The sequence below is a fragment of the Caballeronia sp. BR00000012568055 genome (assembly GCF_029439455.1).
In the GTDB taxonomy this organism is placed as follows: domain Bacteria; phylum Pseudomonadota; class Gammaproteobacteria; order Burkholderiales; family Burkholderiaceae; genus Caballeronia.
This window is the reverse complement of the sequence record NZ_JAQFVG010000052.1, coordinates 9,259-33,194: the sequence shown is the minus strand read 5'-3', so window position 1 is coordinate 33,194 and position 23,936 is coordinate 9,259. Positions and strand designations below refer to the sequence as shown.

Annotated in this window: 24 protein-coding genes and 1 pseudogene; 10 read left to right on the top strand and 15 right to left on the bottom strand. The window is 59.9% G+C overall.

Translation table 11 applies throughout. The features are described from left to right. Positions 1–195: 195 nt before the first annotated feature. The 3 genes from flhC to P7F28_RS04060 form a co-directional block, all read right to left on the bottom strand. Entirely contained in the window at positions 196–774 is a 579-nt protein-coding gene (gene flhC / locus P7F28_RS04070; protein WP_277183159.1) for a flagellar transcriptional regulator FlhC, read from the bottom strand. A gap of 2 nt (positions 775–776) precedes the next feature. Further along, the gene (flhD, locus tag P7F28_RS04065; RefSeq protein ID WP_277183158.1) at positions 777–1,088 is read right to left on the bottom strand and encodes a flagellar transcriptional regulator FlhD; all 312 of its coding nucleotides are present in this window, start codon (positions 1,086–1,088) and stop codon (positions 777–779) included. Between the two features lie 560 nt (positions 1,089–1,648). Then, on the bottom strand, positions 1,649–2,074 hold the full coding sequence (locus tag P7F28_RS04060; RefSeq protein WP_277183157.1) for an organic hydroperoxide resistance protein: 426 nt from the start codon (positions 2,072–2,074) through the stop codon (positions 1,649–1,651). Between the two features lie 235 nt (positions 2,075–2,309). Between P7F28_RS04060 and kdgT the strand changes: the two genes are divergently transcribed. Then, positions 2,310–3,335: a 2-keto-3-deoxygluconate transporter gene (gene kdgT, locus P7F28_RS04055; protein ID WP_277183156.1), complete on the top strand. Its 1,026-nt coding sequence runs from the start codon at positions 2,310–2,312 to the stop codon at positions 3,333–3,335. Here the strand turns inward: kdgT and P7F28_RS04050 are convergent. Continuing rightward, on the bottom strand, positions 3,310–3,912 hold the full coding sequence (locus P7F28_RS04050) for a TetR/AcrR family transcriptional regulator (RefSeq protein WP_277183155.1): 603 nt from the start codon (positions 3,910–3,912) through the stop codon (positions 3,310–3,312). The genes kdgT and P7F28_RS04050 overlap by 26 nt on opposite strands. Positions 3,913–4,025: 113 nt before the next feature. Between P7F28_RS04050 and P7F28_RS04045 the strand changes: the two genes are divergently transcribed. Together P7F28_RS04045 and P7F28_RS04040 are read left to right on the top strand one after the other, a co-directional pair. After that, the gene (locus P7F28_RS04045; protein WP_277183154.1) at positions 4,026–4,430 is read left to right on the top strand and encodes a rubredoxin; all 405 of its coding nucleotides are present in this window, start codon (positions 4,026–4,028) and stop codon (positions 4,428–4,430) included. A gap of 23 nt (positions 4,431–4,453) precedes the next feature. Next, on the top strand, positions 4,454–4,849 hold the full coding sequence (locus tag P7F28_RS04040) for a hypothetical protein (protein WP_277183153.1): 396 nt from the start codon (positions 4,454–4,456) through the stop codon (positions 4,847–4,849). Between the two features lie 9 nt (positions 4,850–4,858). On the opposite strand, the gene P7F28_RS04035 is transcribed toward P7F28_RS04040, so the two are convergent. Both P7F28_RS04035 and P7F28_RS04030 read right to left on the bottom strand, forming a co-directional pair. Then, positions 4,859–6,448 (bottom strand): cobalamin biosynthesis protein CobT, encoded by a 1,590-nt coding sequence (locus P7F28_RS04035; protein ID WP_277183152.1) that lies wholly within the window; start codon positions 6,446–6,448, stop codon positions 4,859–4,861. After that, positions 6,445–7,584, bottom strand: a complete 1,140-nt coding sequence (locus P7F28_RS04030) for an AAA family ATPase (RefSeq protein ID WP_277183151.1) — start codon at positions 7,582–7,584, stop codon at positions 6,445–6,447. The genes P7F28_RS04035 and P7F28_RS04030 overlap by 4 nt, the downstream gene beginning before the upstream one ends. 100 nt (positions 7,585–7,684) lie before the next feature. On the opposite strand from P7F28_RS04030, the gene P7F28_RS04025 reads away from it, so the two are divergent. Continuing rightward, a complete protein-coding gene (locus P7F28_RS04025) occupies positions 7,685–8,170 on the top strand; it encodes an SLATT domain-containing protein (RefSeq protein ID WP_277183150.1) in 486 nt (161 codons plus the stop codon). Between the two features lie 37 nt (positions 8,171–8,207). Here P7F28_RS04025 and P7F28_RS04020 read toward each other — a convergent pair whose 3' ends face one another. Together P7F28_RS04020 and P7F28_RS04015 are read right to left on the bottom strand one after the other, a co-directional pair. Continuing rightward, a complete protein-coding gene (locus P7F28_RS04020; protein WP_277183149.1) occupies positions 8,208–8,666 on the bottom strand; it encodes a hypothetical protein in 459 nt (152 codons plus the stop codon). Continuing rightward, positions 8,659–8,784, bottom strand: a complete 126-nt coding sequence (locus P7F28_RS04015) for a hypothetical protein (protein ID WP_277183148.1) — start codon at positions 8,782–8,784, stop codon at positions 8,659–8,661. The genes P7F28_RS04020 and P7F28_RS04015 overlap by 8 nt, the downstream gene beginning before the upstream one ends. Positions 8,785–8,933: 149 nt before the next feature. On the opposite strand from P7F28_RS04015, the gene P7F28_RS04010 reads away from it, so the two are divergent. The 4 genes from P7F28_RS04010 to P7F28_RS03995 all read left to right on the top strand — a co-directional run bounded on the left by P7F28_RS04010 (position 8,934) and on the right by P7F28_RS03995 (position 14,137). Next, positions 8,934–9,785, top strand: a complete 852-nt coding sequence (locus tag P7F28_RS04010) for an MOSC domain-containing protein (protein ID WP_277183147.1) — start codon at positions 8,934–8,936, stop codon at positions 9,783–9,785. A 122-nt stretch (positions 9,786–9,907) separates the two neighbouring features. Next, positions 9,908–12,085: a TonB-dependent siderophore receptor gene (locus P7F28_RS04005; protein WP_277183146.1), complete on the top strand. Its 2,178-nt coding sequence runs from the start codon at positions 9,908–9,910 to the stop codon at positions 12,083–12,085. A gap of 181 nt (positions 12,086–12,266) precedes the next feature. Then, a complete protein-coding gene (locus tag P7F28_RS04000) occupies positions 12,267–13,937 on the top strand; it encodes an FAD-dependent oxidoreductase (protein ID WP_277183145.1) in 1,671 nt (556 codons plus the stop codon). Positions 13,938–13,942: 5 nt separating this feature from the next. Further along, positions 13,943–14,137, top strand: a complete 195-nt coding sequence (locus tag P7F28_RS03995) for a DUF2783 domain-containing protein (protein ID WP_277183144.1) — start codon at positions 13,943–13,945, stop codon at positions 14,135–14,137. Here P7F28_RS03995 and P7F28_RS03990 read toward each other — a convergent pair. Continuing rightward, positions 14,134–15,742, bottom strand: a pseudogene (locus P7F28_RS03990) (IclR family transcriptional regulator). The gene P7F28_RS03995 and the pseudogene P7F28_RS03990 overlap by 4 nt on opposite strands. A 115-nt stretch (positions 15,743–15,857) precedes the next feature. On the opposite strand from P7F28_RS03990, the gene P7F28_RS03985 reads away from it, so the two are divergent. Then, on the top strand, positions 15,858–16,817 hold the full coding sequence (locus P7F28_RS03985; RefSeq protein ID WP_277183143.1) for an MBL fold metallo-hydrolase: 960 nt from the start codon (positions 15,858–15,860) through the stop codon (positions 16,815–16,817). A gap of 54 nt (positions 16,818–16,871) precedes the next feature. Beyond that, on the top strand, positions 16,872–18,182 hold the full coding sequence (locus tag P7F28_RS03980; RefSeq protein WP_277183142.1) for an MFS transporter: 1,311 nt from the start codon (positions 16,872–16,874) through the stop codon (positions 18,180–18,182). Positions 18,183–18,201: 19 nt separating this feature from the next. Here P7F28_RS03980 and P7F28_RS03975 read toward each other — a convergent pair whose 3' ends face one another. The 6 genes from P7F28_RS03975 to P7F28_RS03950 all read right to left on the bottom strand — a co-directional run. After that, positions 18,202–19,368 (bottom strand): mandelate racemase/muconate lactonizing enzyme family protein, encoded by a 1,167-nt coding sequence (locus tag P7F28_RS03975; RefSeq protein ID WP_277183141.1) that lies wholly within the window; start codon positions 19,366–19,368, stop codon positions 18,202–18,204. Between the two features lie 26 nt (positions 19,369–19,394). Further along, positions 19,395–20,069, bottom strand: a complete 675-nt coding sequence (locus P7F28_RS03970; RefSeq protein ID WP_277183140.1) for an SDR family NAD(P)-dependent oxidoreductase — start codon at positions 20,067–20,069, stop codon at positions 19,395–19,397. 17 nt (positions 20,070–20,086) lie between these two features. Then, a complete protein-coding gene (locus P7F28_RS03965; RefSeq protein ID WP_277183139.1) occupies positions 20,087–20,854 on the bottom strand; it encodes a DeoR/GlpR family DNA-binding transcription regulator in 768 nt (255 codons plus the stop codon). 76 nt (positions 20,855–20,930) lie between these two features. Then, positions 20,931–22,106, bottom strand: coding sequence for an exo-alpha-sialidase (locus tag P7F28_RS03960; protein WP_277183138.1), 1,176 nt, complete (start codon positions 22,104–22,106; stop codon positions 20,931–20,933). A 17-nt stretch (positions 22,107–22,123) separates the two neighbouring features. Beyond that, entirely contained in the window at positions 22,124–23,545 is a 1,422-nt protein-coding gene (locus tag P7F28_RS03955; protein ID WP_277183137.1) for a sodium:solute symporter family protein, read from the bottom strand. A gap of 74 nt (positions 23,546–23,619) precedes the next feature. Then, a partial coding sequence (locus P7F28_RS03950; protein ID WP_277183136.1) for a 4-hydroxythreonine-4-phosphate dehydrogenase PdxA occupies positions 23,620–23,936 on the bottom strand: 317 nt, incomplete at its 5' end.

Below are 23,936 nucleotides of genomic sequence, written 5' to 3'. Positions count from 1 at the left end.
GCTTGACGTTTTTGCGTCGTGTTTATTTCAATCGTGTTGCGTTTGCTTGCGATTGTGTTGCATGTGTTTGAACGGCGGCATTCGGGTTTTTAGTTAGTTTGGTATCCGAACAATTGTGATGCAACTAACTGTCTAGCCAATTTTCATCAACGAATTGCGATGCGGACGCGCGGCGTCCGCATGCTGGAAAAAAATTCAGGCGGCTTTAGCCTGAATCGTCGCACCTTCCTGCTGTGCAATTTTCGATGCCTTGGTCTTGCCCGCACGCGACGGCGGCTGGCAAATCCCGCACACCATGCCGTGATTATTGTCCTGCGAGTGCGCGACGAACTTGCCGCGGCAACGCTTGCAACCGACCATCCGCAGCATGCCCGCTTCCTTGAAGCGCACCAGCGTCCACGCGCGTGTCAGATCCATTTGCAGCGGCTCGTTCTGCATCTCGAAGTGCTCGGCATACAGACCGTACGCGCGGCTGAGCAGATCGACGCGATCCAGTTCCTTGCTGTTTTCTTCGAGAAACGCGTACACGTTCGCGAACATCGATGCATGGATATTCGGCGCCCACGTCAGATACCAGTCCGCCGAAAACGGCAGCATGCCCTTGGGCGGCGACGCACCCTTCACCTCGCGATAGAGGCGAATCAGACGATCGCGCGAGAGCTTCGGGAATTCGGATTCCAGCACCTGCATGCGCGCGCCGAGGCGAATCAGCGTGACGGCGCGAAGCACCTGGCTGGCGTCATCGGCGAGACTTTTGGTGGGCGTCGTGCTCATGGTCAGGCTGCCTGAAGCGAAGCGCTGGACGTGATACCGGCAGCCACGGCGCGCTGCGTGCGCTCCGTGAGGCTGGCCAGCCCTTCGAGCAGCGCATCGCCGCCGAGGCGGAAGAAGCACAGCACTTGCGACGACGAAGCCAGCCGCACCGTCTGCGCCGGCGTCAATTGAGCCAGCGTACCGGCGATCTCGGCCGACAGACCCAGACGCGCCTGCGCGGCATCGGCATCTTCGGCGAGAAGACGCTGCGCCAGCAGCAGATAGGAGAGATTCAAATCGCGGATCGAGTCGAGGGTTTGGCTGTCGCGCATCATGGTGTCGGACCGTTTAAACCGTTGAGGTGGCGTTACCGGGTGGTGTTCCGGAAGCCGTCTTCGGACGTTTCTGAACACGAAATGGATTCTGCTGAATTGTCCGACCGGACGCAACACAATGTTACAGAGGCAAACCTTTGCTTGAGGGTGGATTCATCTGCGCAATCGTTTTCGTCGAAAAGTAAAATATTCTAAAAAGGTTCATTCGATGACTGAGTTTTGCCTGTGGCACGGGAGCGACAGGGCGTCTGGACGTCATCAGCACGATCGCGCTGTAAATTTTTCTATGCGTTTGAGAAATTAGGGACTGCTTTCCAAATCACACTAGCGCAAAGAATTGGCAATAAGTACCGAAAAAATTTCTTTTGCCTGATGTTAAGACACAACACTATTACCGCTGCGGAATTTATTGCCGTTACGAGTTTGCCGATGCGCCAATCGCAATGCTTTGCCTTGCTGCTTTTAACGGATGAAATACCGCGTTATTGAGTGTCGCCTCATTATTAAGGAGCGAAAATAAGCGAGACCGAAGTCTCGCCGCATGAAAAATTCGAAGCCGCTTAAACCAACGTCAACTTCACGTCGATGTTATTGCGCGTCGCATTCGAATAAGGACACACGATATGCGCCTTATCGACGAGCGCCTGCGCCTCCGCTTTATCCATTCCCGGTAGCGAAATCTTTAGCTCCACTTCAATTCCAAAGCCATTCGGAATCTGCCCGATGCCCACGCTGCCGTCCACGGCCAGATCCTTCGGCAGATTGATCTTGTCGCGCGCGCCGACGAACTTCATCGCGCCGATAAAGCACGCGCTGTAGCCCGCCGCGAAGAGTTGTTCGGGATTGGTGCCGTCGCCGCCACCGCCGCCGAGTTCTTTCGGCGTGGTGAGGCTGAGATCGAGCTTGCTGTCGGGGATCGTCGCGCGTCCGTCGCGTCCGCCGGTGACGTGAGCATGAGCCGTGTACAGGACCTTTTCGATTGCCATTCGAGACTCCTTTGCGTGTCGGTGGATGACCATCTGCATTGCAGCAAGGCGCAACGCAGATGCCACGCACAGCATACTCAAACGCGCGGATCGGCGCTGAGCGAGGGCGTGAAAGCCCTCGTTGCGAACATGCGCGCCATACGTTACTTATGGATTGTTTTGTCCAACTCATGAAGTGCTGAATCACATACGAATGCAAACCCAATAATTGGGCTAAAAAGCCCTTGGAGGAGACGTGAATATCAAAAAGGCGATCGATCGCGTGCCAGGCGGACTCATGCTGATTCCGCTGATTCTCGGCGCATGCGTGCATACCTTCGCGCCTAACGCGGGCAAATACTTCGGCTCGTTCACCAATGGCCTCATCACCGGCACGGTGCCGATTCTCGCGGTGTGGTTCTTCTGCATGGGCGCGACCATCGACTTGCGCGCAACGGGCGTAGTGTTGCGCAAGTCCGGCACGCTGCTGGTCACGAAGATGGCCGTCGCGTGGATCATGACGCTGATCGCGGCACGCTTCATTCCGATCGACGGCGTGCAAACGGGCCTGTTTGCAGGGCTTTCCGTGCTCGCCATCACCACGTCGATGGACATGACCAACGGCGGTCTCTATGCCGCCGTCATGCAGCAATACGGCACGCGCGAAGAGGCGGGCGCGTTCGTGTTGATGTCGATCGAATCGGGACCGCTCATCAGCATGTTGATCCTCGGCGTAACGGGCGTGGCGTTCTTCGAGCCGCGTCTGTTCGTGGGCGCGGTGCTGCCTTTTTTGATCGGCTTCACCCTCGGCAATCTGGATAGTCAGTTACGCGAACTATTCGGCCGCTGCGTGCATCCGCTGATTCCGTTTTTCGGCTTTGCGCTGGGCAACGGCATCGACCTGCATGTGATTGCGACGAGCGGCGTGCCGGGCGTGTTGCTCGGTCTCGGCGTGATCGTGGTGACGGGCATTCCGCTGATTTTCGCGGATCGCTGGATTGGCGGCGGCAATGGCGCGGCGGGACTCGCGGCATCGTCGACGGCGGGCGCGGCGGTGGCGAATCCCGCGATCATTGGTGAGATGATTCCGCGCTTCAAGCCACTCGTGCCTGCCGCTACCGCGATGGTCGCAACGGCGTGCCTCGTCACCGCCATTCTCGTGCCGATTCTCACCGCTTTGTGGGTGCGTCACTTCAAAGTGCAAACCGCTGCGGCTTTGAATGAGACTGAAATCGAAAGCGAAAACGTGCGGCCACTCAACGAGCGCGACCTTCACGCTTGACGTGTAAAAGACCGAATACGCCGCGCAATGCGGCGCGTAACAGATCGCCCGAAGTGGGTTTGCCGACGAAGCTCATCGCGGGCGCGTAGGTCAGTTCGAAGACCAGCGCGCCCAGCACTTCGGGCTTGATTTCCAGCGTCGTATCGAATTCGAGCAGCAGTTCGCCGAGCGCTTTCCACTGTGCGCGCAGCACCTTTTCCTGCGATTTGCGGAAGATATCGTCGGGTCGCGCCACGCGCGAATATTCGAGAATCAGCATGGGCCAGTTGCCATGACGCGAATTACGCGTGGCCCATGCCGCAATCCGGTCGATCGCCGTTTCGATATCCGCCGCGCCTTTCACCGCTTGCAGAATCTCGTTGACGCTGATGCGTCCGTGCTCTTCGAGCACGCCCAGAAACAATTCGTCCTTGCCCGCGAAATTCGAATACACCGCGCCCTTGCTGAAGCCCGCGTCTTCCGCAATCCGATCCAGCGATGACGACGCATATCCTTCGCGCGCGAAGTGTTCCTTTGCGACCGTCAGCAGCCGTGCGCGCGTGAGCGCCTGATTTTCTTCGCGGGATAGTCTTACCATGCTTGATTTCCTCGACATCGATACGTGCGTTCGGATACTAGCAAGTATCTGAACGAGTTGAAAGACGTGCTAGTATTCGGATACCAATAAGTATCTGAAACGAACGGAAACGCATGTACAAGAAGGGCGCGGCACTCGAGCTGCAATTCTCACCGAACCGCCTGAACAGCGGCGCAGGCGATCCTTACTGGGTCGATCTCACCGCAGAGGAAGCACGTAAACTGCACGACGCATTAAGCGTGTGGCTCGCGCGCGATCCGGTGAAAGGTGCGGATCCGCTCGTCGTGACGCTTGATCCGGTGTCTGAAGACGTAGCGCCCGACGTCAAACCCGCTGCATCGGCCGATAATGACCTGAAACAGTGGGTCTGCCTGATCTGCGGCTGGATATACGATGAAGCCGAAGGCGATCCCGAACACGGCATCGCGCCGGGCACGCGCTGGTGCGATGTCCCCGATGACTTCCGCTGCCCGCTCTGCGATGTCGGCAAGGAAGATTTCGCGCTGATCGAATTTTGATAACGTTCCTGGACTGAGCCGCCATGCATCGCTTATTGAACGCTGCAGAACTGATCGAACTCGCGCAAGACGCGCAGCGCAAGTCGCAGAACGTGGCCTGCGATTGCACGAAAACGCCGCTGGACGGCTGGCAATCGCAGCCCTTATCGCTCGATGAATCCACACTCGTGCAAGTCGGCACGCTCATATCGCCGGACGATCCCGAGCCGACTTACGCGGAGTATCCGCCGGGAAGTTCGCCTTACTGGTCGCCGGACGCGCCCATCGCGCCGCGCTACTTTCCCTATAACCGCTGCGATGTGTGGGCGTGCTCGACGTGCAGCCGGCTTTATCTGCGCTATACGGAGGGCGGTGGTTATTTCGTAGACCGACGCATTCGCGCGGTGAAGGCATCGCTGATCGAAGACGCAGCGTTGTAATTCGGGCGCTTATCTGCGGCTCAGCAAAGTGCGGCCGAGCACGTTGAACGCAGCCGCAGGCAACTGCTGAATCTCCGCCACGACAATGCTGGTCGGATAGAACTGTTCAACGGCATCATCCAGTATGCCGACGCCGATCAGTTCGACACCGCGCGCCAGCAACTCATCGATGCGCAATCGCAAATCGGTCCGCAAAATAGCGGGGTTTCCATCGCCGGTGGCGGGATAACCGTCTTGCAGCACCATCAGAATGCGACGCCGTGCGCGTCGTGCGAGCAGACGTTCGGCTGCCCATGTCAGCGCTTCGCCATCGGGGTTTTCATGTCCGCATTCGATGCGCGCAAGCCCGCTCATATTCTCCGAATCGAATCGTTTGTAGACTTCGAAATCCAATCGTTCTACGAAACGATTGAAGCCGTGCGGCGCATTGCCCTGCGCGATCCATTGATCGTGAAACGCGCGCATATCGGCGTCTTCGATCGAGCTGTAGCCGAGCACTTCGGCAGCGAAGCCGAGTTGCACGAGCGCGTCCGCAATCGCGGCGGCGCACAGGCGCGCGAGTTCGATCTTGCGGCCCGCCATCGAACCGCTTCGATCGATCAGCAAGGTGACGGCGGCATCGCGTCCAGGGCGATTGCGCTGCTGACGAAACGGCGTGCGATATCCCGGCGATGTGGCAAGTTTCGCCAGCGATGCCCGATCGATTTCGCCGCGTTCCTGCTCGCGTTTCCAGTGCGTTTGCTCATCGGCTTTGAGCGCGCGTTCGAGGCGTGCTTTCAGCGGTTCGGTTTGCATGCGTGCGGCGGCGCGGAGTTTGCGCCAGGCGGTGGCATCGCCCTGACCGGTGAGATCGGTGACGCGGTCGTATGTCGTTGTGATGGGAATGGAGCGTTGCGGGCGTGTGTATGTTGGCTTGTGCGAAGGGGCGTCGATGTCGGCATCAGATAGTTTGGATAACGGATTATGTGCGCCGTGCGTGGATGCGTCGGCGTCGAATTCTCGCGCGTCGCCGTCTTCGCTGTCGGCGGAGAACATCATATTGTTGATACCGCCTGCCGAGAGCGCGCGCACGCGTTCGACTATTAAACCGGCCAGCCGCACGCTGTCTGCAGTTGATAAGCATGCCCGAGATTGTGCAAGCAAATCTCCCGTAATTTCCAATGCAGAATCGAGCGATGGACTGCTTTCCGCACGCGTCGCCGATTCATTCCACAGCACGCGTTCCATGCGCCATGACAAACGATCGCGCCACTTCAGCGCGTCCCATTCCCGCAAGACGTGTTCCGCGCGATGACGACGCATCGCGCGCAGAAACGCTTCCGCGCCGGGATATCGCTCGATGAGAACGCGGCACGCGCGGCGATCGTCGATAGCCTGTGCAATCACACGCGTGGTATCGCTCGTTGTGCTTAGTAAATCGATATCGCTGTGCATAAAGCGCGCGACGAGCATATCGAGGTATCCATCCGCGCCCGATGCCTCCGGAAGCACGATCACGTTATCGCGCAGCGTCGGACCTTCGGGCGAGAACATCACCTGAAGATCGTGCCGGTGCGCCAGCGTGCGCGCGAGCCTGGCGAGGGCGTTGGAATCGCTCATAACGCAATATGACGCGCGATGATGCCGCGAATCAGCGCAGCATCTTCCGCCGTCACCTTCGCATAAATGGTCGGGCCAGCGGCGCTTTCAGGATCGCCGGTGCGCAGCATCAGATCGGTCCAGTCGATAAGACGGCGCGTCGAGAATGCACTGGACAGATCCTCGCGCACGAAGGCTTCGCGGCAATCGGCAGCGATGGCGGCGAGCGTCGTCGCCATGTCGTCGGTGAGGCGATCACCGAAGCGGCGCATCAGCACGCGCGCTTCATCGGCAGGCGGCATATAGTCGATCTGATAGACGCGCCATCGATCGAGAAATGCCTCGTTCATCACGTTCGCGCCCTGATACAAATGCCGATACTGACTCATCGCGCCGACCGCATTGGCGGTGGCAAACAGCCTGAACGATGCATGCGGCGCGACGATTTCATTGCCTTTTTCCTTCAGCAGCAAGCGGCCGTTCGGTTCGAGCACGGCGGTCAGCACGGCGAGAATCGCAGGCTCCGCGAAATCCACTTCATCGATGATCAGCCATAGACCTTCGCGCATGGCCGTGGGCAACACGCCGTCGATCCAGATCGTTTCGCCGCCTTTGACGGTCCAGAAGCCGACGAAATCGCCCACCGTCGTCTGTCCGTTCATATTCGAGCGCAGCACGCCTTGATTCGTCTGCGCGGCAATCTGTTCGATCAAACTCGTCTTGCCCGTGCCAGTATGTCCGACCAGCAAAATGCGCCGGTTCTCGCCGATATCGAGCAGCACATTGTGCGTGCGCGATGTGAAAAGATACGCGGGATCGACGGCCGGAACGAGCGGACCACCCGCGCCGTTCGGCAAGGAAAACGCAATTGCTTCGGTATCCTTTGAAACACGTTTCAATGCCTGCATAAAGCGATGCCGCTCCGGCCGCGCGTCAGTCTCTTCCGGCACATGACGCACAAAACCTTCACGCGCCCACTTCTGCAATTTCGATTCGAGATTGTCGGGATCGACCAGCGTATCCACGCGCGCCACGCCATCCGGCAAGCGATGCACGATGCGGTACATGTGCGGCCTGTCCGCATGCGTGACGGTCCACGCGCCCGCGGTCGAATCGACCGGATGGATGTACGTGCCGAGCGGGGTTTCGGTAAGCATGACGTCGCGGTCCTTAAAGTGTTGCGACGATTCTATCGGGACATATTCTGTCGTGATGGATCAATACGATGCTGTATATCCATACAGCGTTTAAATCAAAATGTACGATCCACCGGAAGATGCTCGCGCGCTCGTCCTCGAATGGATTCGCCGCGCCCGCGATTCACAAGTGCGCCACTACACGATGGCTGATCAACTTACCGCGCGCGGGAGACGCCTCGGCCTCGCGGTGATTGCGATTACAGCGGCCACGGGCACGTCGGCGTTTCTCTCACTCGTGGCGATCGCGGTGGCGCCGCAAATGCGTATCGTGATTGGCCTGACGAGTTTGTGCGCGGCTTTGCTCGCCTCCTTGCAAACCTTCCTGCGATACAGCGAGCGCGCCGAATTGCACAGGCGAGCGGGCGCGCGATACGGCGCGGTGCGTCGGCGGCTCGAAGCCATTCACGCATGCGATCCGTTTATGCACGACCTGCGCGATATCGATATCGTGCGCGACGAGCTGGATTTCATCGCACAGAATGCGCCGCATGTGCCGCGCAGGATGATGAGCGGGGCACATCGAATCGTTCAGCCGGCGGGATGATCTGCTCACAGCGCTTGAAGAGCATGCGCGCGAACGCTTAATGCAGATACGTCACGCGCCGCTCGCGGTTGCGCACGGCGACGCCCGTATCGCCCAGCATCAATGCAAACCAGTGCGTGATATCCGATAACCGGTCGATGCACGACGGCGAGAAACACTGCCGCAACAACGCGCGCGCCGCCAGCCAGTCGTTCGATTGAAAGCACGCGACCGCATGCAGCAAATGCACTTCATCCGCGGCGAATTCGGTGCAGCAACGGCAGCGCACATCGAGCGGACGCTGCGCGGTGCTCACCCATTCGCGCATCAGCATATCGAAGCAGTGCATGCCGTCGCGCGTCGATCCGCAATCGCACAGCACGTCTTGCCAGGTTGCGTGGCCGCGCACCGCATCACAGTGCGGACGGAACCACGCGCGGATGGCGTCGATCAGCAGTTTGTCGCTGCCGTCGGGATAGTGTTCGAGGGCATCGTCGATCAGGGTGCTTTTATGCATGATTGCCCGTCCATTCACGTACGTACTGATCGCGTTCGGTGAGCGGCCAGTGCGACTGGCGCGAGAGCAGCGAGCGCAACGCGGCAGGCGCGTCGGCGTGGCGTGAAGCAGTGGACATGGTTGCATCGGCTTGAAGTGATGGCCGAATGATCGGTCAAACACGTCGCAAATGCAAATGATTCGTATTAACCTGAGTCCGTGAGGGGTTGCTTGCGCGCCGATTTCGGTCACAGGACAATCTGATTTTTGCCCGATCCACCGCCCGCCATGCCCACGATCAGCGCGCTTTATATCTATCCCGTCAAATCCTGCGGCGCCATTCCGCTCGATACCGTGCAACTCACGCCGCACGGTTTGTTGCCGTGGGACCGCCACTGGATGGTCGTCGATCCGACCGGCCGCTTCGTATCGCAGCGCGAATACGCGGTGATGGCGCGCATTCGTCCGCAATTGACGGCGCGCGAATTGATCCTGACCGCGCCCGTCGCCGAGACGCCGCTCGTCATTCCGCTAGATCCGACCGGCGCGCGCGAGCGCAAAGCCGTCAGCGTCTGGAGCGATTCACTCGACGCGCTCGACGAGGGCGACGAAGCCGCGCGCTGGTTTTCAGCGGCGATCGGCACGCCGGTGCGTCTGGTGCGTTTCGCCGATGACGTCACGCGCCTCGCCAGCAAAAAGTGGACGCTCGACGTCGATGCACCCACGCATTTCGCCGATGGCTTTCCCATTTTGGTAACCAACGAAGCCTCGCTCGACGATCTCAACGCGCGCCTCACGAGCAAAGGCGCAACCGCGATTCCCATGACGCGCTTCCGGCCCAACATCGTGTTGAGCGGACTGGACGCGTTCGAAGAAGATTTCATCGATACGCTCTCGCTCGGCGATATCACCTTGCGCATGGCCAAGCCGTGCGCGCGCTGTCCGATCACCACCATCGATCAGACCAGCGGCGAGCGCGATCCGCACTGGCCGCACGAACCGCTCGACACAATGGCCGGCTGGCGCGCGAATTCGCGTGTCGATGGCGGGCTGACGTTCGGGCAGAACGCGATCGTCGTGTCGGGCAGCGGTGGAGAACTGCGCGTCGGCGCACAGGCCGACTTCGAACTCGCTTTCTGAACCGTCGGACGTACGCAATCTCTCGTAAAGATTCTTTACAAAGATAAAGCGTCGCGGCAAAATGCGCCCTCAAATAACAATGATTCGCATTTAGCAACGACGTTTAGAGAGAGAAAGCCAGGATGATTTCAGGAGTATCGGGACCGACTGCATTGCTGCGGCCGGCGAGGGCGGCTGCGCTCTTGCTTTTCGCCATCGCGCCGCTCGCCTACGCGCAATCCACCGACAGCGCCGCGCCCGCACCCGCCGACAGCACGCTTCCGGCCGTGAAAGTGACGGCGGAAAGCGACAAGGATCAGCCCTACGGCGTGACCAAAGGCTACGTCGCCCGCGATACCACCGCCGGCAAAACCAGCACGTCGCTGCTGGAAACGCCCGCGTCGGTGTCCGTCGTGACGCGCGATCAGATGGATCAGCAGAACGCGCAGACGTTGAACGCGGCGGTGCGCTATGTGTCGGGCGTGACGCCGGAAACGCGCGGCGGTATCGCGACCCGTTACGACATGCTCAAGGTGCGCGGCTTCGACGCCGACAAATACTGGAACGGTCTCAAGCTGCTTGACAACCAGTGGTACGCGACGCCGCAGATCGACACGTATCTGATGGATCGCGTCGAAGTGCTGAAAGGGCCGGTCTCCGTGCTGTACGGTCAGGCGGCAGCGGGCGGGCTGCTCGAACAGGAAAGCAAGCTGCCGACGGTCGAGCCGCTGCATGAAGTGGGCATCGAGTTCGGCAACTACGCGCACAAGCAAGCCACTTTCGATTTTTCCGGGCCGATTGCAGACGATAGCCGCTATCTGTATCGGCTGACGGGCATTGCGCGTTCGGAAGACGGGCAGGTTCAATCGACGAAAAACGAGCGCATTGCGATTGCGCCGTCGTTCACGTGGCGTCCGGACAACAAGACATCGCTCACGTTATTCACGCTGTATCAACACGACCCGAAGAGCACCGCGTATGGCAGCGTGCCGCCGCAAGGCACGGTCTTGTATGACCCGTACGGCAAGCTGCCGAGCAACTTCTATGATGGCGATACGAGCTTCGAGAGCTTCAATCGCGTGCAGGAATCCGTTGGCTATAAATTCGAGCGCAAGCTGAATAACGCGTGGACGGTGCGATCGAACGGGCGATTGTTCCATCTCGCGCAGGACTACAAGAGCGTGTACGGCTCCGCGCTGGAGGACGATTTGCGCACACTGGATCGCGGCACGGCGGCATCGAAAGACAATCTCAACACGGTTCAATTCGATAACCAGATCGAAGGCAATGTCGTCACCGGTCCGATCGACCATACGCTGTTGTTCGGCTTCGATTACCAGCACTACGCAAGCAACTTCGACGCGGGCTTCGGCACCGCGCCATCGCTCGATATTTTTGCGCCTAACAATCATCAGGCAATCACGCCGCCCGATCGATATCACCAGATTCTGAGCGGCACGCAATACGGCGTGTATGCGCAGGATCAGGCGCGCTGGGGCAATGTCGTGCTGACGCTCGGTGCGCGCGAAGACTGGGCCAGCAGCAGTTCTAACAATACTACGTACAACGAATATTCGAGCCAGTTCGATCGCGCGTTCACGTATCGCGCGGGGCTGTCGTATGTGTTCAACAATGGCTTTGCGCCGTATGTGAGTTACACGCAATCGTTTACGCCGCAAGCGGGTACGGATATCAACGGCAAGCAGTTCGATCCGGAGCGTGGGCATCAATATGAAGTCGGCCTCAAGTTCCAGCCGAAGGGCTTCAACGCCATGTTCACCGCCGCGCTGTTCCAACTCACGCGCTCGAATCTGCTCACGATCGATGCCACCAATCCGAATTTCCAGTCGCAATCGGGCGAAGCGCGTACACGCGGTGTCGAACTCGAAGCGAAGGTGAGTCTGACGAATTCGTTGGACGTGGCCGCAAGCTATACATATTTGAATACCATCTACACGAAGGACAACGGCGGACTCGAAGGCAAGCACTTGCCAGCGGTGCCGCAGAACGAGGCTTCGCTGTGGGCGTATTACACGATCGATCGCGGACCGCTCGCGGGTTTGTCGCTGGGCGCGGGCGGCCGTTACACCGGCCAGACGTATAGCTCCGACAACAGCTTCAAACTCCAGAGCTTTTTCCTCGTCGATGCCACCGCGCGCTACGACCTGGGCCGCGCCGCGCCGCAGTTGAAGGGCGCGGAGTTGTATGTGAATGCGCAGAACCTGTTCAACAAGTCTTACGTGGCGTCCTGCTATTACGGTAGCTGGTGCGCGTTCGGCTACGGGCGGCAGGTGTTTGCGGGCATGAATTACCACTGGTAAGCGACGTACAAAGCCTGAGATGCCGAGAGCGGGGAACATGAACGTGTTCCCCGCTTTTTTTCGTCCCAACCAATCTACGGGTAAACACAGATTCCCTCGCCATCCTACCGGCCTAGAATATTCACATTCGCAAATAACAATAACGCTTGCTATAAGTTAATCACGGATTCCGGAGACACGCATGCCGATCGACTACCAGACACATCGGTTCGAGTACACGCCAGCGATTGAAAACACGTCGATCCATCCCGTCGTCGTGATCGGCGCGGGGCCGGTTGGCTTGTCCGTGGCCATCGATCTCGCGCAGCAGGGCGTGCGCACCGTTCTCGTCGATAACGACGACACGTTGTCCAGCGGCTCGCGCGCCATCTGTTTCGCCAAGCGCACGCTCGAAATCTTTGATCGTCTGGGCTGCGGCGATCGGATGGTGGAGAAGGGCGTAAGCTGGAACGTCGGCAAAGTCTTTCTGCATGACGAACTAATTTATACGTTCAATCTGCTGCCGGAAACCGGCCACGCGCGGCCCGCGTTTATCAATCTTCAGCAGTATTACGTCGAAGGCTATCTCGCCGAGCGCGCCATGCAGCTCGACAATCTGCACATGCGCTGGAAAAGCAATGTCGTCGGCGTGACGCAGCATGCGGATCACGTCGAACTGCAAGTCGATACACCCGATGGCCCGTACGCGCTGCGCGCCCAATACGTGATCGCCGCCGATGGTTCGCGCAGCCCGATGCGCGCCATGCTCGGACTCGACAGCAAAGGACGCACGTTCAAGGACCGCTTCCTGATCGCCGATGTGAAGATGAAAGCGCCGTTTCCCGCCGAACGCTGGTTCTGGTTCGATCCGCCGTTTCACCGCAATCAATCGGTGCTGCTGCATCGTCAGCCGGACGATGTCTGGCGTATCGACTTTCAGCTTGGTTGGGACGCGGACCCGATCGCGGAGAAAGCGCCGGAACGCGTGATTCCGCGTGTCAAAGCGCTGCTCGGCGAAGACGTGGAATTCGAACTGGAATGGGTCAGCGTGTACACGTTTTCCTGCATGCGAATGGATAAGTTTCGTCACGGCCGCGTGCTGTTCGCGGGCGATTCCGCGCATGGCGTCTCGCCGTTCGGCGCGCGCGGCGCGAACAGCGGCGTGCAGGATGCCGACAATCTCGCGTGGAAGTTGAAGCTCGTCGTGAATGGCGACGCCCCTTCCGCCTTGCTCGATACCTACGCGTCAGAACGCGAATTCGCCGCCGATGAAAACATCCGCAATTCGACCCGCGCCACCGATTTCATCACGCCGAAAAGCGAAGTATCGCGCCTGTTCCGCGACGCGACGCTCAAGCTCGCCAAGCACTATCCGTTCGCACGGCGTATCGTGAATAGCGGGCGATTGTCGGTGCCAGCGGTGTTGTCGGCATCGTCGCTGAATACGGCGGATCGCGCGGGCGACAGCTTCACCTGCGCGATGATTCCCGGCGCGGTATGCGCTGACGCGCCTTTGCGGATCGACGGGAAAGACGCGTGGTTCTTGCAGCAGATTTCGAACGCAAGGTTCACCGGACTCTATTTTTGCGGGCTGGATCACGATATCGCGCATACCGTTGCTGAACTTGCGGCGTTATCAAAAGCGGCGATTCCGGTGCATCCGTTGATCGTGGTGCCGCGCGGCGGAAAATGCCAGGCAGTCGAGGGCGCAACGATTATCGAGGATACCGAAGGAATTGTGACGTATCGATTCGATGCGCGGCCCGGCACGTTCTATCTGCTGCGCCCCGATCAGCACGTTTGCGCGCGCTGGCGCGATCTGGATCACGCTGCCGTCGAAGCGGCGGTCGCACGCGCAACCTGCAACGGATAAATGACATGAGCCGACTGAATATCGAACCGAATATCGCGGATATGGACGCGTTCTACGAGCAGCTTATCGACACGCATCAAGGTCTGAGCGATGCCGACAGCCAGTTCGTCAACGCCAAGCTCGTGCTCTTGCTGGCGAATCACATCGGCGATATCGATGTGTTGAAAGACGCCTTTGCGAAGGCGCGCGAAGACCTTTAAGCCGACGCGCCGAGCCAGCCGAATCGCCACGACAAACGCTGTGTCGCGGCGAGCAGCGCGCGCGCCATCTCGCCTTGCGGCGCGCGATCGAACTGATTCGACGGCCCGATCAACGCGATCACCAGACGAATGCTGCCGGTGTGATCGAACACGGGCGCGGCGAATGCGCCGATGCCGGGCACGGGCGCATCGAACGCATCGTCTATGCCGTTTTCTGCGATTGATTTGAGCCGCGCGCGGTATTCGCGCGTGATCGAAGCCTTCGCGCTGCCCGCGAGTCTGATCGATTCCTGCGAGAACATGCCGTCCAGCGCGTCTTCCGTCATATGCGCGGCGAATACCCGGCCAATCGCGGTATTAATCAGCGACATAACCGTGCCCACGCGCAAGCTGATATGTTGCGGCCGCGCGGACTCTTCCAGCCGTATCACCGTCGGCCCAAGCGGCCCGAGCGTGGCGGACGCCACTGACATGCCCGTCGATGCCGCCAGCGCGACGATTTCCGGCTCCGCATCGCGCGTGGGCGAAAGACGTTGCAACGCGATCAGACCGAGTTCGAAGCCGAGTTCGCCCGCGCTGAAGCAGCCGTCTTCATCACGTGAAAGCAGGCCGATTTTCTGCAGGCTGACGAGATGCGGAAACGCTTTTGCTGCTGGCATACCGGCAGCGGCGGCGATATCGCGCAGGTTCATCGGATGACCGGCGGCGGCGAGCGTGATAAGCAATTCGCCGGTGCTGTCGAGCGCGTTGATGCCGCGCTGGGCGCGGGCGTCGTCGGTTTCAGATCGCATGAGAAACGTCTTCTTTCGATAAGGCTTGCGTGATGCGTTTGGCGACATCGCGTAAATCGCGCGCGATTGCGCCGTTCCAGTTCACGTCCATCGCGCCGGTCGGGCCGATCACGGTCAGCGTCAATTGCAACGCGCCGTGGGCATCGAGTACCGGCGCGGCCATGCTGCTGATGCCGGGACTCGGCATATCCACATTTCGCGCGATGCCGCGTTGGCGTACATCGTCGAGTGCTTCGCCGTCCTGCGCGCCCTGGCTTTCGCGCATCAAAGCGAGCCGCTCTGCACTGAGGAATGCGCCGAACACACGTCCCGTCGATGTGCTGTGCAGCGACATCACCGTGCCCACATGCAGATTCACATGCAGTGGATGCCCGCCGCGTTCGTATCGCACGATGGTCGGCCCTTGCGCGCCCGCGACGCACACGGCCACGCTGAAGCCCGTGCGTTCCGCGAGTTCGACCGCATGCGGCGCCGCCACGCGATACGCCGCTTGCTGCTCGATATGCATCAGCCCGAGCCGCAACGACAGCGGCCCCGGCTCGTAGTGACCGGTGAGCGCATCGCGCTTGACGAGGCCGAGCTTCGTCAGGCTCACGAGATACGTATGCGCCTGCGCAGTCGAAAGCGCGGCGGCGGCGGCGAGTTCGCTCAGCGGCACCGGCTCGCGGCGCGCGGCGAGCGCTTCGAGAATGCGCCCGGCCACTTCCACGCTCTGGATGCCGCGCTGCGGCCTGATGGTTTCCTTCGCTTCGTTCAATTGGTATTGACCTATCGTAGAAGCGTTCGATCGTAGCGCATCGGCTGAAGACGGCATAGCACCGGGGTTTTCCCGAAGTTTAAATATAACAAGCGAATTTGCCATTGACAAATAATCGGTCGGGCGTGACCATGCGTCATCAACGGAATATTCGATGGAATAGGAGACAGATATGGCCAAGGCATTTGCATCGCAGGCGGATCTCGAAGAGAAGAAGATTACGTTCACGCAGCTTTCGGAAAACGCATGGGCGTACACCGCCGAGGGCGATCCGAATTCGGGCGTGGTGATCGGTGACGACGGCGTATTGATCGTCGATACCACCGCGACGCCCGCCATGGCGCAAGACCTGATCGCGAAGATTCGCAGCATCACCGACAAGCCGATCAAATATGTCGTGCTGTCGCACTATCACGCGGTGCGCGTGCTGGGTGCATCGGCGTATTTCAAGGAAGGCGCGCAACAGGTGATCGCCAGCCGTGGCACGTACGAGATGATCGTCGAGCGCGGCGAGCAGGATATGAAATCGGAAATCGAGCGCTTTCCGCGTTTGTTCGCGGGCGTGGAAACGGTGCCGGGTCTGACATGGCCGACGCTCGTGTTCGAGAAGGAAATCACGCTGTGGCTCGGCAAGCTCGAAGTGAAGATCGCGCATCTCGGTTCGGGTCATACGAAGGGCGATACGGTCGTGTGGCTGCCATCGCAAAAGGTGCTGTTTTCAGGCGATTTGGTTGAATACGATGCCGCGTGCTATTGCGGCGATGCGCAGCTCGAACAATGGCCCGCGACGCTCGAAGCGCTGCGCGCGTTGAACGCAGAAAAGCTCGTGCCGGGACGCGGTCCGGCGCTGCTTTCACCGGCTGACGTGAACAAAGGCCTCGATTACACGAAGGATTTCGTGACTACGCTGCTTCAGGCCGGACGTGATGCAGTCGCAGAAAAGCTCGATCTGAAAGGCGCGATGGCGCTGGCCCGCAAATCGATGGACCCGAAGTTCGGTCAAGTGTTTATCTACGAACACTGCCTGCCGTTCGATGTTTCGCGTGCGTATGACGAAGCGAGCGGCATTGCGCATCCGCGAATCTGGACGGCGCAGCGCGATAAGGAAATGTGGTCGGCCTTGCAGGACTAATCACACGCATGGAGAAAGGGCGCAAAGACGCCCTTTATTTATCGGAGACGAAAAATGCAGGATGCCTTACGATCGGACGAGATTTACAGCGCGAGCACGGATGACCGGCAACTCTTTGCCAAGGTCGCGTGGCGCATCATTCCGTTTCTGTTTCTGTGCTACGTGGTGTCGTTTCTGGATCGCATCAATATCGGCTTTGCGCAGTTGCAGATGAAGCACGATTTAGGCTTCAGCGATGCAATGTACGGCCTGGGCGCGGCGATCTTTTATATCGGCTATGTGCTTTGCGAAGTACCCAGCAACGTTTTGTTGGCCAAGTTTGGCGCACGCAAGACGTTCACGCGCATCATGTTGCTGTGGGGACTCGCATCGGTTGGCATGATGTTCGTGTCGAAGCCCACGCACTTCTACGTGCTGCGCTTTATGCTCGGCGTGTTCGAAGCAGGCTTTTTTCCGGGCATCGTGCTGTATCTGACGTATTGGTTTCCTGCGAATCGTCGTGCGGCAGTGATGTCGGTATTCTTCGCGGGCGTCGCGGTGGCGGGCGTGCTCGGCGGGCTGGTTTCCGGCTGGATCATGCGCGATATGAGCGGCGTGATGGGGCTCTTCGGCTGGCAATGGATGTTCGCATTGGAAGGCGCACCGGCGGTTTTGCTGGCTTTCGTCGCGCTGTTCTATCTGGTCGATAGACCGCAAGACGCGCCCTGGCTCAGCGATGATGAAAAAACGCGCTTGATCGCGCTGTGCGCGCAGGGCCACGCCAAAGACAAATCACACGATGCCCGCAGTTTCGCTGCCGCACTCACCAATCCGCGCGTGTATCTGTTCGCGTTCATCTACTTTTCGCTGACGTGCGCTTCGCTGACGCTGAACTTCTGGATGCCGCTGATGATCCGCGATTTCGGCATCAAGGACGTCGTGCAGGTGAGTCTCTACACGGTGATTCCCAACGCAATCGGCGCAATCGGTCTGGTGCTGATCGCGCGACGTTCGGATCGATTAGGTGAGCGTAGAAAGCACTTCGCGTTCTGCACGATCGGCGGAGGAATCGCGCTGGCGGCGCTGACGCTGCATCTCAGCAGCTTCGCCGCGATGCTCGCCATCCTCTCCACCGCCGCCGTGCTGATCTTCGCCGCATTGCCGATCTTCTGGGCCGTGCCGCCGAGCTATCTGTCGGGCAATGCGGCGGCGGCGGGCATCGCGTTGATCAGCAGTATCGGCATAACGAGCGGGATTGTGAGTCCGTGGGTGATCGGGCAGATTCGCACCAGCACCGGCAGCATGGACCTCGCGGTGTATCTGCTCGCCGGTTTGCTGGTGATGAGTGGCGTCGCGTTGATGGCGGGCGTCAAAGCCAACAAGTAACGAATAAGTAGCGATGGCGTCAGGCGGACAGCTTCTGCATCTGCGCGAACAAGTCCGCCTTGCCTTCGAATCCGATGCCCGGCAACTCGGGCAGCGTCACATAACCGTTCTCCACTTTCACGCCATCCGGAAAGCCGCCGAACGGCTGAAACAGATCGGGATACGACTCGTTGCCGCCCAGTCCCAGCCCCGCCGCGATATTCAGCGACATCTGATGCCCGCCGTGCGGAATGCAGCGCGCAGCCGACCAGCCATGCTGATGCAACATCTCCAGCGTGCGCAGATATTCGACCAATCCATAACTCAGCGCGCAGTCGAATTGCAGCCAGTCGCGGTCGGCGCGCATGCCGCCATAGCGGATCAGGTTGCGCGCGTCCTGCATCGAAAAGAGATTTTCGCCGGTGGCCATCGGCTTGTCATAGTAATTTCGAAGCGTGGCCTGAAGTTCGTAATCGAGCGGATCGCCGGCTTCTTCGTACCAGAAGAGATCGTATTGCGAGAGTGCCTTCGCGTAGCGGATGGCGGTATCGAGATCGAAGCGGCCGTTGGCATCGACGGCGAGTTTCTGACCGTCGCCAAGCACGCCGAGAATGGAATCGATCCGCCGCAAATCCTCATCCAGCGATGCACCGCCGATCTTCTTCTTCACCACCGTATAGCCGCGATCGAGATAGCTGCGCATCTCGTCCTTGAGCTTCTCGTGGTCCTGTCCCGGATAGTAGTAACCGCCCGCGGCATACACGAACACGCGTCGATCCGGCGTGCCGTTGCCATAACGTTCCGCGAGCAGTTGATACAGCGGCTTGCCCGCGATCTTCGCCACCGCGTCCCACACGGCCATATCGATGGTGCCGATCGCCACCGACCGTTCGCCGTGTCCGCCCGGCTTCTCGTTGACGAACATGGCGTTCCAGATCTTGTGCGGATTGAGATTGTCGCCGTTGTCATCGATAAGCGAGTCGGGCGCGGCTTCGAGAATGCGCGGAATAAAGCGCTCGCGCATCAGCGTGCCTTGTCCGTAGCGGCCGTTCGAATTGAAGCCGTAGCCGATCACGGGTTTGCCGTCGCGGATCACGTCGGTGATGACGGCGACCAGACTCAGCGTCATTTTGCTGAAGTCGATGTAGGCGTTGCGGATGGGGGAACTGATCGGGCAGGTTTGCTCGCGGATTTCGACGATTTTCATGGGTTTATTCCTCGTTTAACGGTCGATTAAAGCGACGCCCCACCGCACATCACAATCTGCTGCCCAGTAATCGCGCCTGCGCTATCGCCAAGCAAAAACGCCGTCAGCGCTGCCACCTCTTCCGGCGTAACGAATCGTCCGATCGGCGGCATTTTCGGCGGCGTCTGCGCGCGCGAAGGATCGCGTAAAAAGGGCGTATCCGTGGCGCCGGGCGCGACCACGTTCACCGTGATACCGCGCGGCGCGAGTTCCGCCGCCCACGACCGCGCCAGTCCGATCAACGCCGATTTGGTTGCCGCGTACTGGCTGCGCCCGGCCGCGCCATTCGCCGTGCGGCTGCCGATCAGCACGATCCGCCCGCCCGCGTGCATGCGCGGCGCGAGCCGATCGGCGAGCAGCATCGCGGCTTCGACATGCAGACGCCACATCGCGGAGGCGTCTTCGATCGATAGTTCGCCGAGCGGGGCGGTGCGCATGAAACCAGCGGCGTGAACGAGGGCATCGGCGGGTTCGAGTGCATCGCATACGGCGTCCAGGCGCTCGAAATCGGTGACATCGACAGGAACGATGGTCAGGCCTTCGACGTTTTCCGTCGCTTCGGAACGGCACAGTCCGGTGACTCGCCAGCCCTCGGCCAGCAACTTCGAAACAATCGCCTGCCCGATGCCGGACGACGCGCCCGTCACTACCGCGTGCTTCATATCCACGTCCCTAAAATTTAAGCGACGTGCACCGCCTGCACGGTCACGCCGTCGCGTTCTTCGAAAGCTTCGAGTTGATCGGCGCTGGCGGCATCGTCGGTGATAAGGGTCCAGTCGCGCTCCAGCGGCGTCCAATGCTGCTGGCTCGCGCGGCCCACTTTGTCCGCCGTCACCAGCACGAAGACCTGCGCCGCTTGCCGGATCACGCATTCCTTCAGATACGACTGATCGCCCGTCGCCTCGCACAAACCGAATTCGGCGACCACGCCGTCCGCGCCGAGAAACGCCTTATCGACCGATAAGCGGGCGAGCGCGACCTGCGCCAGCGGCCCGAGCGTGCTCATGCTCGACGATCGCACTTCGCCGCCGATCAGCGTCACCGCCAGACCCGCCGCCGCCAGTTGCGCCACGACCAGCAGGTTGTTCGTCACCACGCGCACCGATGGCCGATCCGACAGGTGACGCGCGAGCGCCGCCGTCGTGGTGCCGCCATCGAGAAACACGGTGTCGCCATCTTCGATATACGCGCTCGCGGCCTTCGCAATCGCTTCCTTCTGCTCGCGCGCGCTGGTGCGTCTTTCTTCGAGCGATGCCTCCGGCTCGTGCGATCCCATCGCCGCCGCGCCGCCGTATGTGCGCACGATGCGCCGGTCGGTGGCCAGCGCGCGCAGATCGCGGCGCACGGTCGCTTCCGACATCCCGAAGTGCTCGCACAGCGTCGCTACATCGTTCATGCCGCCGAGCACGGCCTGAAGCATCGCCTCACGGCGTTTGGTCACTTTCATGTCAGCTTGTTCTTGGGTCCGTTGTGAAGCCATCTCTGAGACGCCAAGTTTAGCCAATTTGCCCGAATGCGCGCTTTTAAGCCCGTCCGCGTACCCACGACTCATCCACCGTCACGTATTTGATCCGCTGACGGAAGAACGTGAATGCGATATGCAGCGCGCCATCTTTCGACTGTGTAATCGACGGATACGAATACTCGCGATTGCGTGCATCGGCGGAATTGTTGGTCATGCAGTAACCGTCACCAATTTCGATATTGCGGCGGCGCGTCCACGTCCGGCCGTTGTCTTCCGAAATGGCGAGCGACATCGGCGCGCGCGGTGCGCCCCAGAACGCCGTGCCCTTCGACGAAGCCTTCTGATCGCGCAATACGCCGCTATCTTCGGAGTCCTCGATATCGTCATAGAGCGATGCACGCCGTTCGGTGCTGTGCGACGCATCGCTTTCGTTGTAGACGATCGCGAGGTGACCGTTCTGCAACACGGTAAATTGAATCGACGAATTATTGTTCGGCAATTCCGTAGGCTGCGGCGCACTCCATGTGCGGCCGTCTCTCGAACGGCTCGCATAAACGAAGTCAGCCCAGCGGCTGCGATACATCGCCAGCAGCGTGCCGTCTTTCAGCACATGCACGTTCATATGCACGCAGCCGACGCTCTCCGGCACTTCATGCTGCGTCCACGTGATGCCGCTGTCGTTCGAGATCATCACGGCGCTGATATCGTCATTGCCGACCCAGCGTTCGCCGCTTTCGGTGCGGCACAGGAAGATCGGGCAGAGCCATTCGCCGCTCGAGAGCGCGACGATCGGCTGACGCACGAAGGTGCCGGCGCGATCGAACAGCGTATCGATCGGTCCCCAGGTTAGTCCGTTATCCGAAGAAATTCGGCGTCGCACGATCGACGTGTTCTGATGCCCCGACAACTGCGCCGTATAGATCAGCCACAGCTTGCCATCGGGCGCGGTGAACAGGACGGGATTTTGTTCGGAGCGTGTGGGATCTTCGGAGAGCTTGGCGGGCGCGCTCCACGCATCGCTGCCGGCATCCAGACGCGACATGTAGATGGAAACGTCTGGAATGCCTTCCTGTGTGCCACCGAACCACACGCACAGCAAGTCGCCGTTATCGAGCGCGAGTAAGTTTGCGGCGTGATTTTGCACGCATGGCGTCGGCAAGAATGCTTCCTTGCGGCCGGCATCGGCGAAAGCGGTGCGGACGGTGTGATCGAATGAAACGGATGCGGATGTCATGGTTGATCCTTTGCAATTCAGTGCGACTTATGCGCGGCAAGATGCTCGTCATTCACGTTGTCCGATGCATCGCCATGAAACAGCAGGCGGCTGAACACGAGCACCACGGCGGGCGTAATCAGCGCGATATACATGTTGTCGATGCCGAACGGATTGCCCAGCAGATACCAGGCAGTGGTGGCGAGCGTGGCGAGCACGAGACCCCAGATCGCGCCGCGCTTGCTGCTGAAGAAGGGCATATAGATGCCGATCAGCGCAACCACCGAGACCGACAGCCGCAACGCACGCGTAAAGAACGACAGCGCCAGAATCTGCGGCACAAACAGCACGAAAACCAGCGGCAGGAAGCCGACCACCAGCGAAATCCAGCGCGTCATGCGCAGTTCGACTTCAGGTGTCGGACGATAACGCGGCACATAAAAGTCCTTCACGATCAGCGATGCAATCGCCAGTGCCACGGTACATACGCTGACGAAAATCGACGCCACCAGCGAAGTCGTCACGATGCCGGCCAACAGCGGATTCATATGCTGCAAAAACACCGGCAGCGCGTACAGACTCTTGATATCCGGATACAGAAACTTCGCCGCCACGCCGATAAAGCCGAGCGCAAGCGAGATCGGCACGCAGAGCACGGCGGCCATCAGCGAGGAATTGCGTGCGGCTTCGGGGCTGCGCGTTGCTGAAATAGCTTGAATGATGAACTGCGTCGAGAAAATCGCGCCCGCCGTGCCGATAATCCACGCGCCGATCGTGCCGCCCGACAACGCGCCGCTCCACGTGAAGTAATGCGCGGGCATGGCCTGAACCATCGGCGTGATGCCGCCGGAAAGCTTCCACGCCACCGCCACCAGAATGCCGATGCCGATCAGCTTCACCGCGCTATGCACGATAGTCAGGTATGCGACGCTTTTCAATCCGCCCCACACGAAGTAGATCGTCGATACGATCGCGGTGATGATCGCCGCCGTGGTCAGATCGATGCGCATGACGGTGGAAATCGCCGCTGCGCCGCTTACGTAATTGCCCACGTTCACGAGAAACAGCGCATAAATCATGATCGCCGATACAACCAGCTTCGCGCCATTGCCGTACTTCTTCGCGATGAATCCCGAGATGGTGAATTCACCCGACGCATACAGGCGTTTCGCCATAAACAGCCCGAACAACAAAAAGCCGATCGATGCCGCGAGCACCGACCACGATGCGGCGAGACCCACGCCGAATGCTTCCTGCGAGGTGCCGACCGTAGACTTTGCGCCGATAAATTCGGACATCAAAAGAATCGCAACGACGATGGCGGGCATCGAACGGCCTGCCACCATGAATTGCTCGGAATTGCGGCTGCGCAGCTTGATACTGACGAGGCTGGTGATGAGGATATACGCGAGCACCATGCCGACGATGATGGCGGTATCCAGATTACTGAACGACTTCATGCTTGTCTCCGTGTTCGTTCGGTTCCGTAAGCGCCGCCGACGTGTTTCCGTCGCGTCGGCGCTTCTTGCTTGAATCAGGCTGCGTGCGCAGGCGCTTGTTGTGTCTTCGGTTCGCGGCGCGTGGCGAGTTCGAGCGCTTGCTTGAACGCTTCGAGCAAACTGCGCTCATCTGCGATGCCCTTGCCCGCGATATCGAACGCCGTGCCGTGATCGACAGAAGTCCGAATCACCGGCAGACCGACCGTGACGTTCACGCCTGCTTCGAGTCCCATCACCTTGACGGGACCGTGGCCCTGATCGTGATACATCGCCACCACGCAATCGAAGTCGCCGCGACCGGCGCGGAAAAACAGCGTGTCAGCGGGCAGCGGGCCTTCCACGTCCCAGCCTT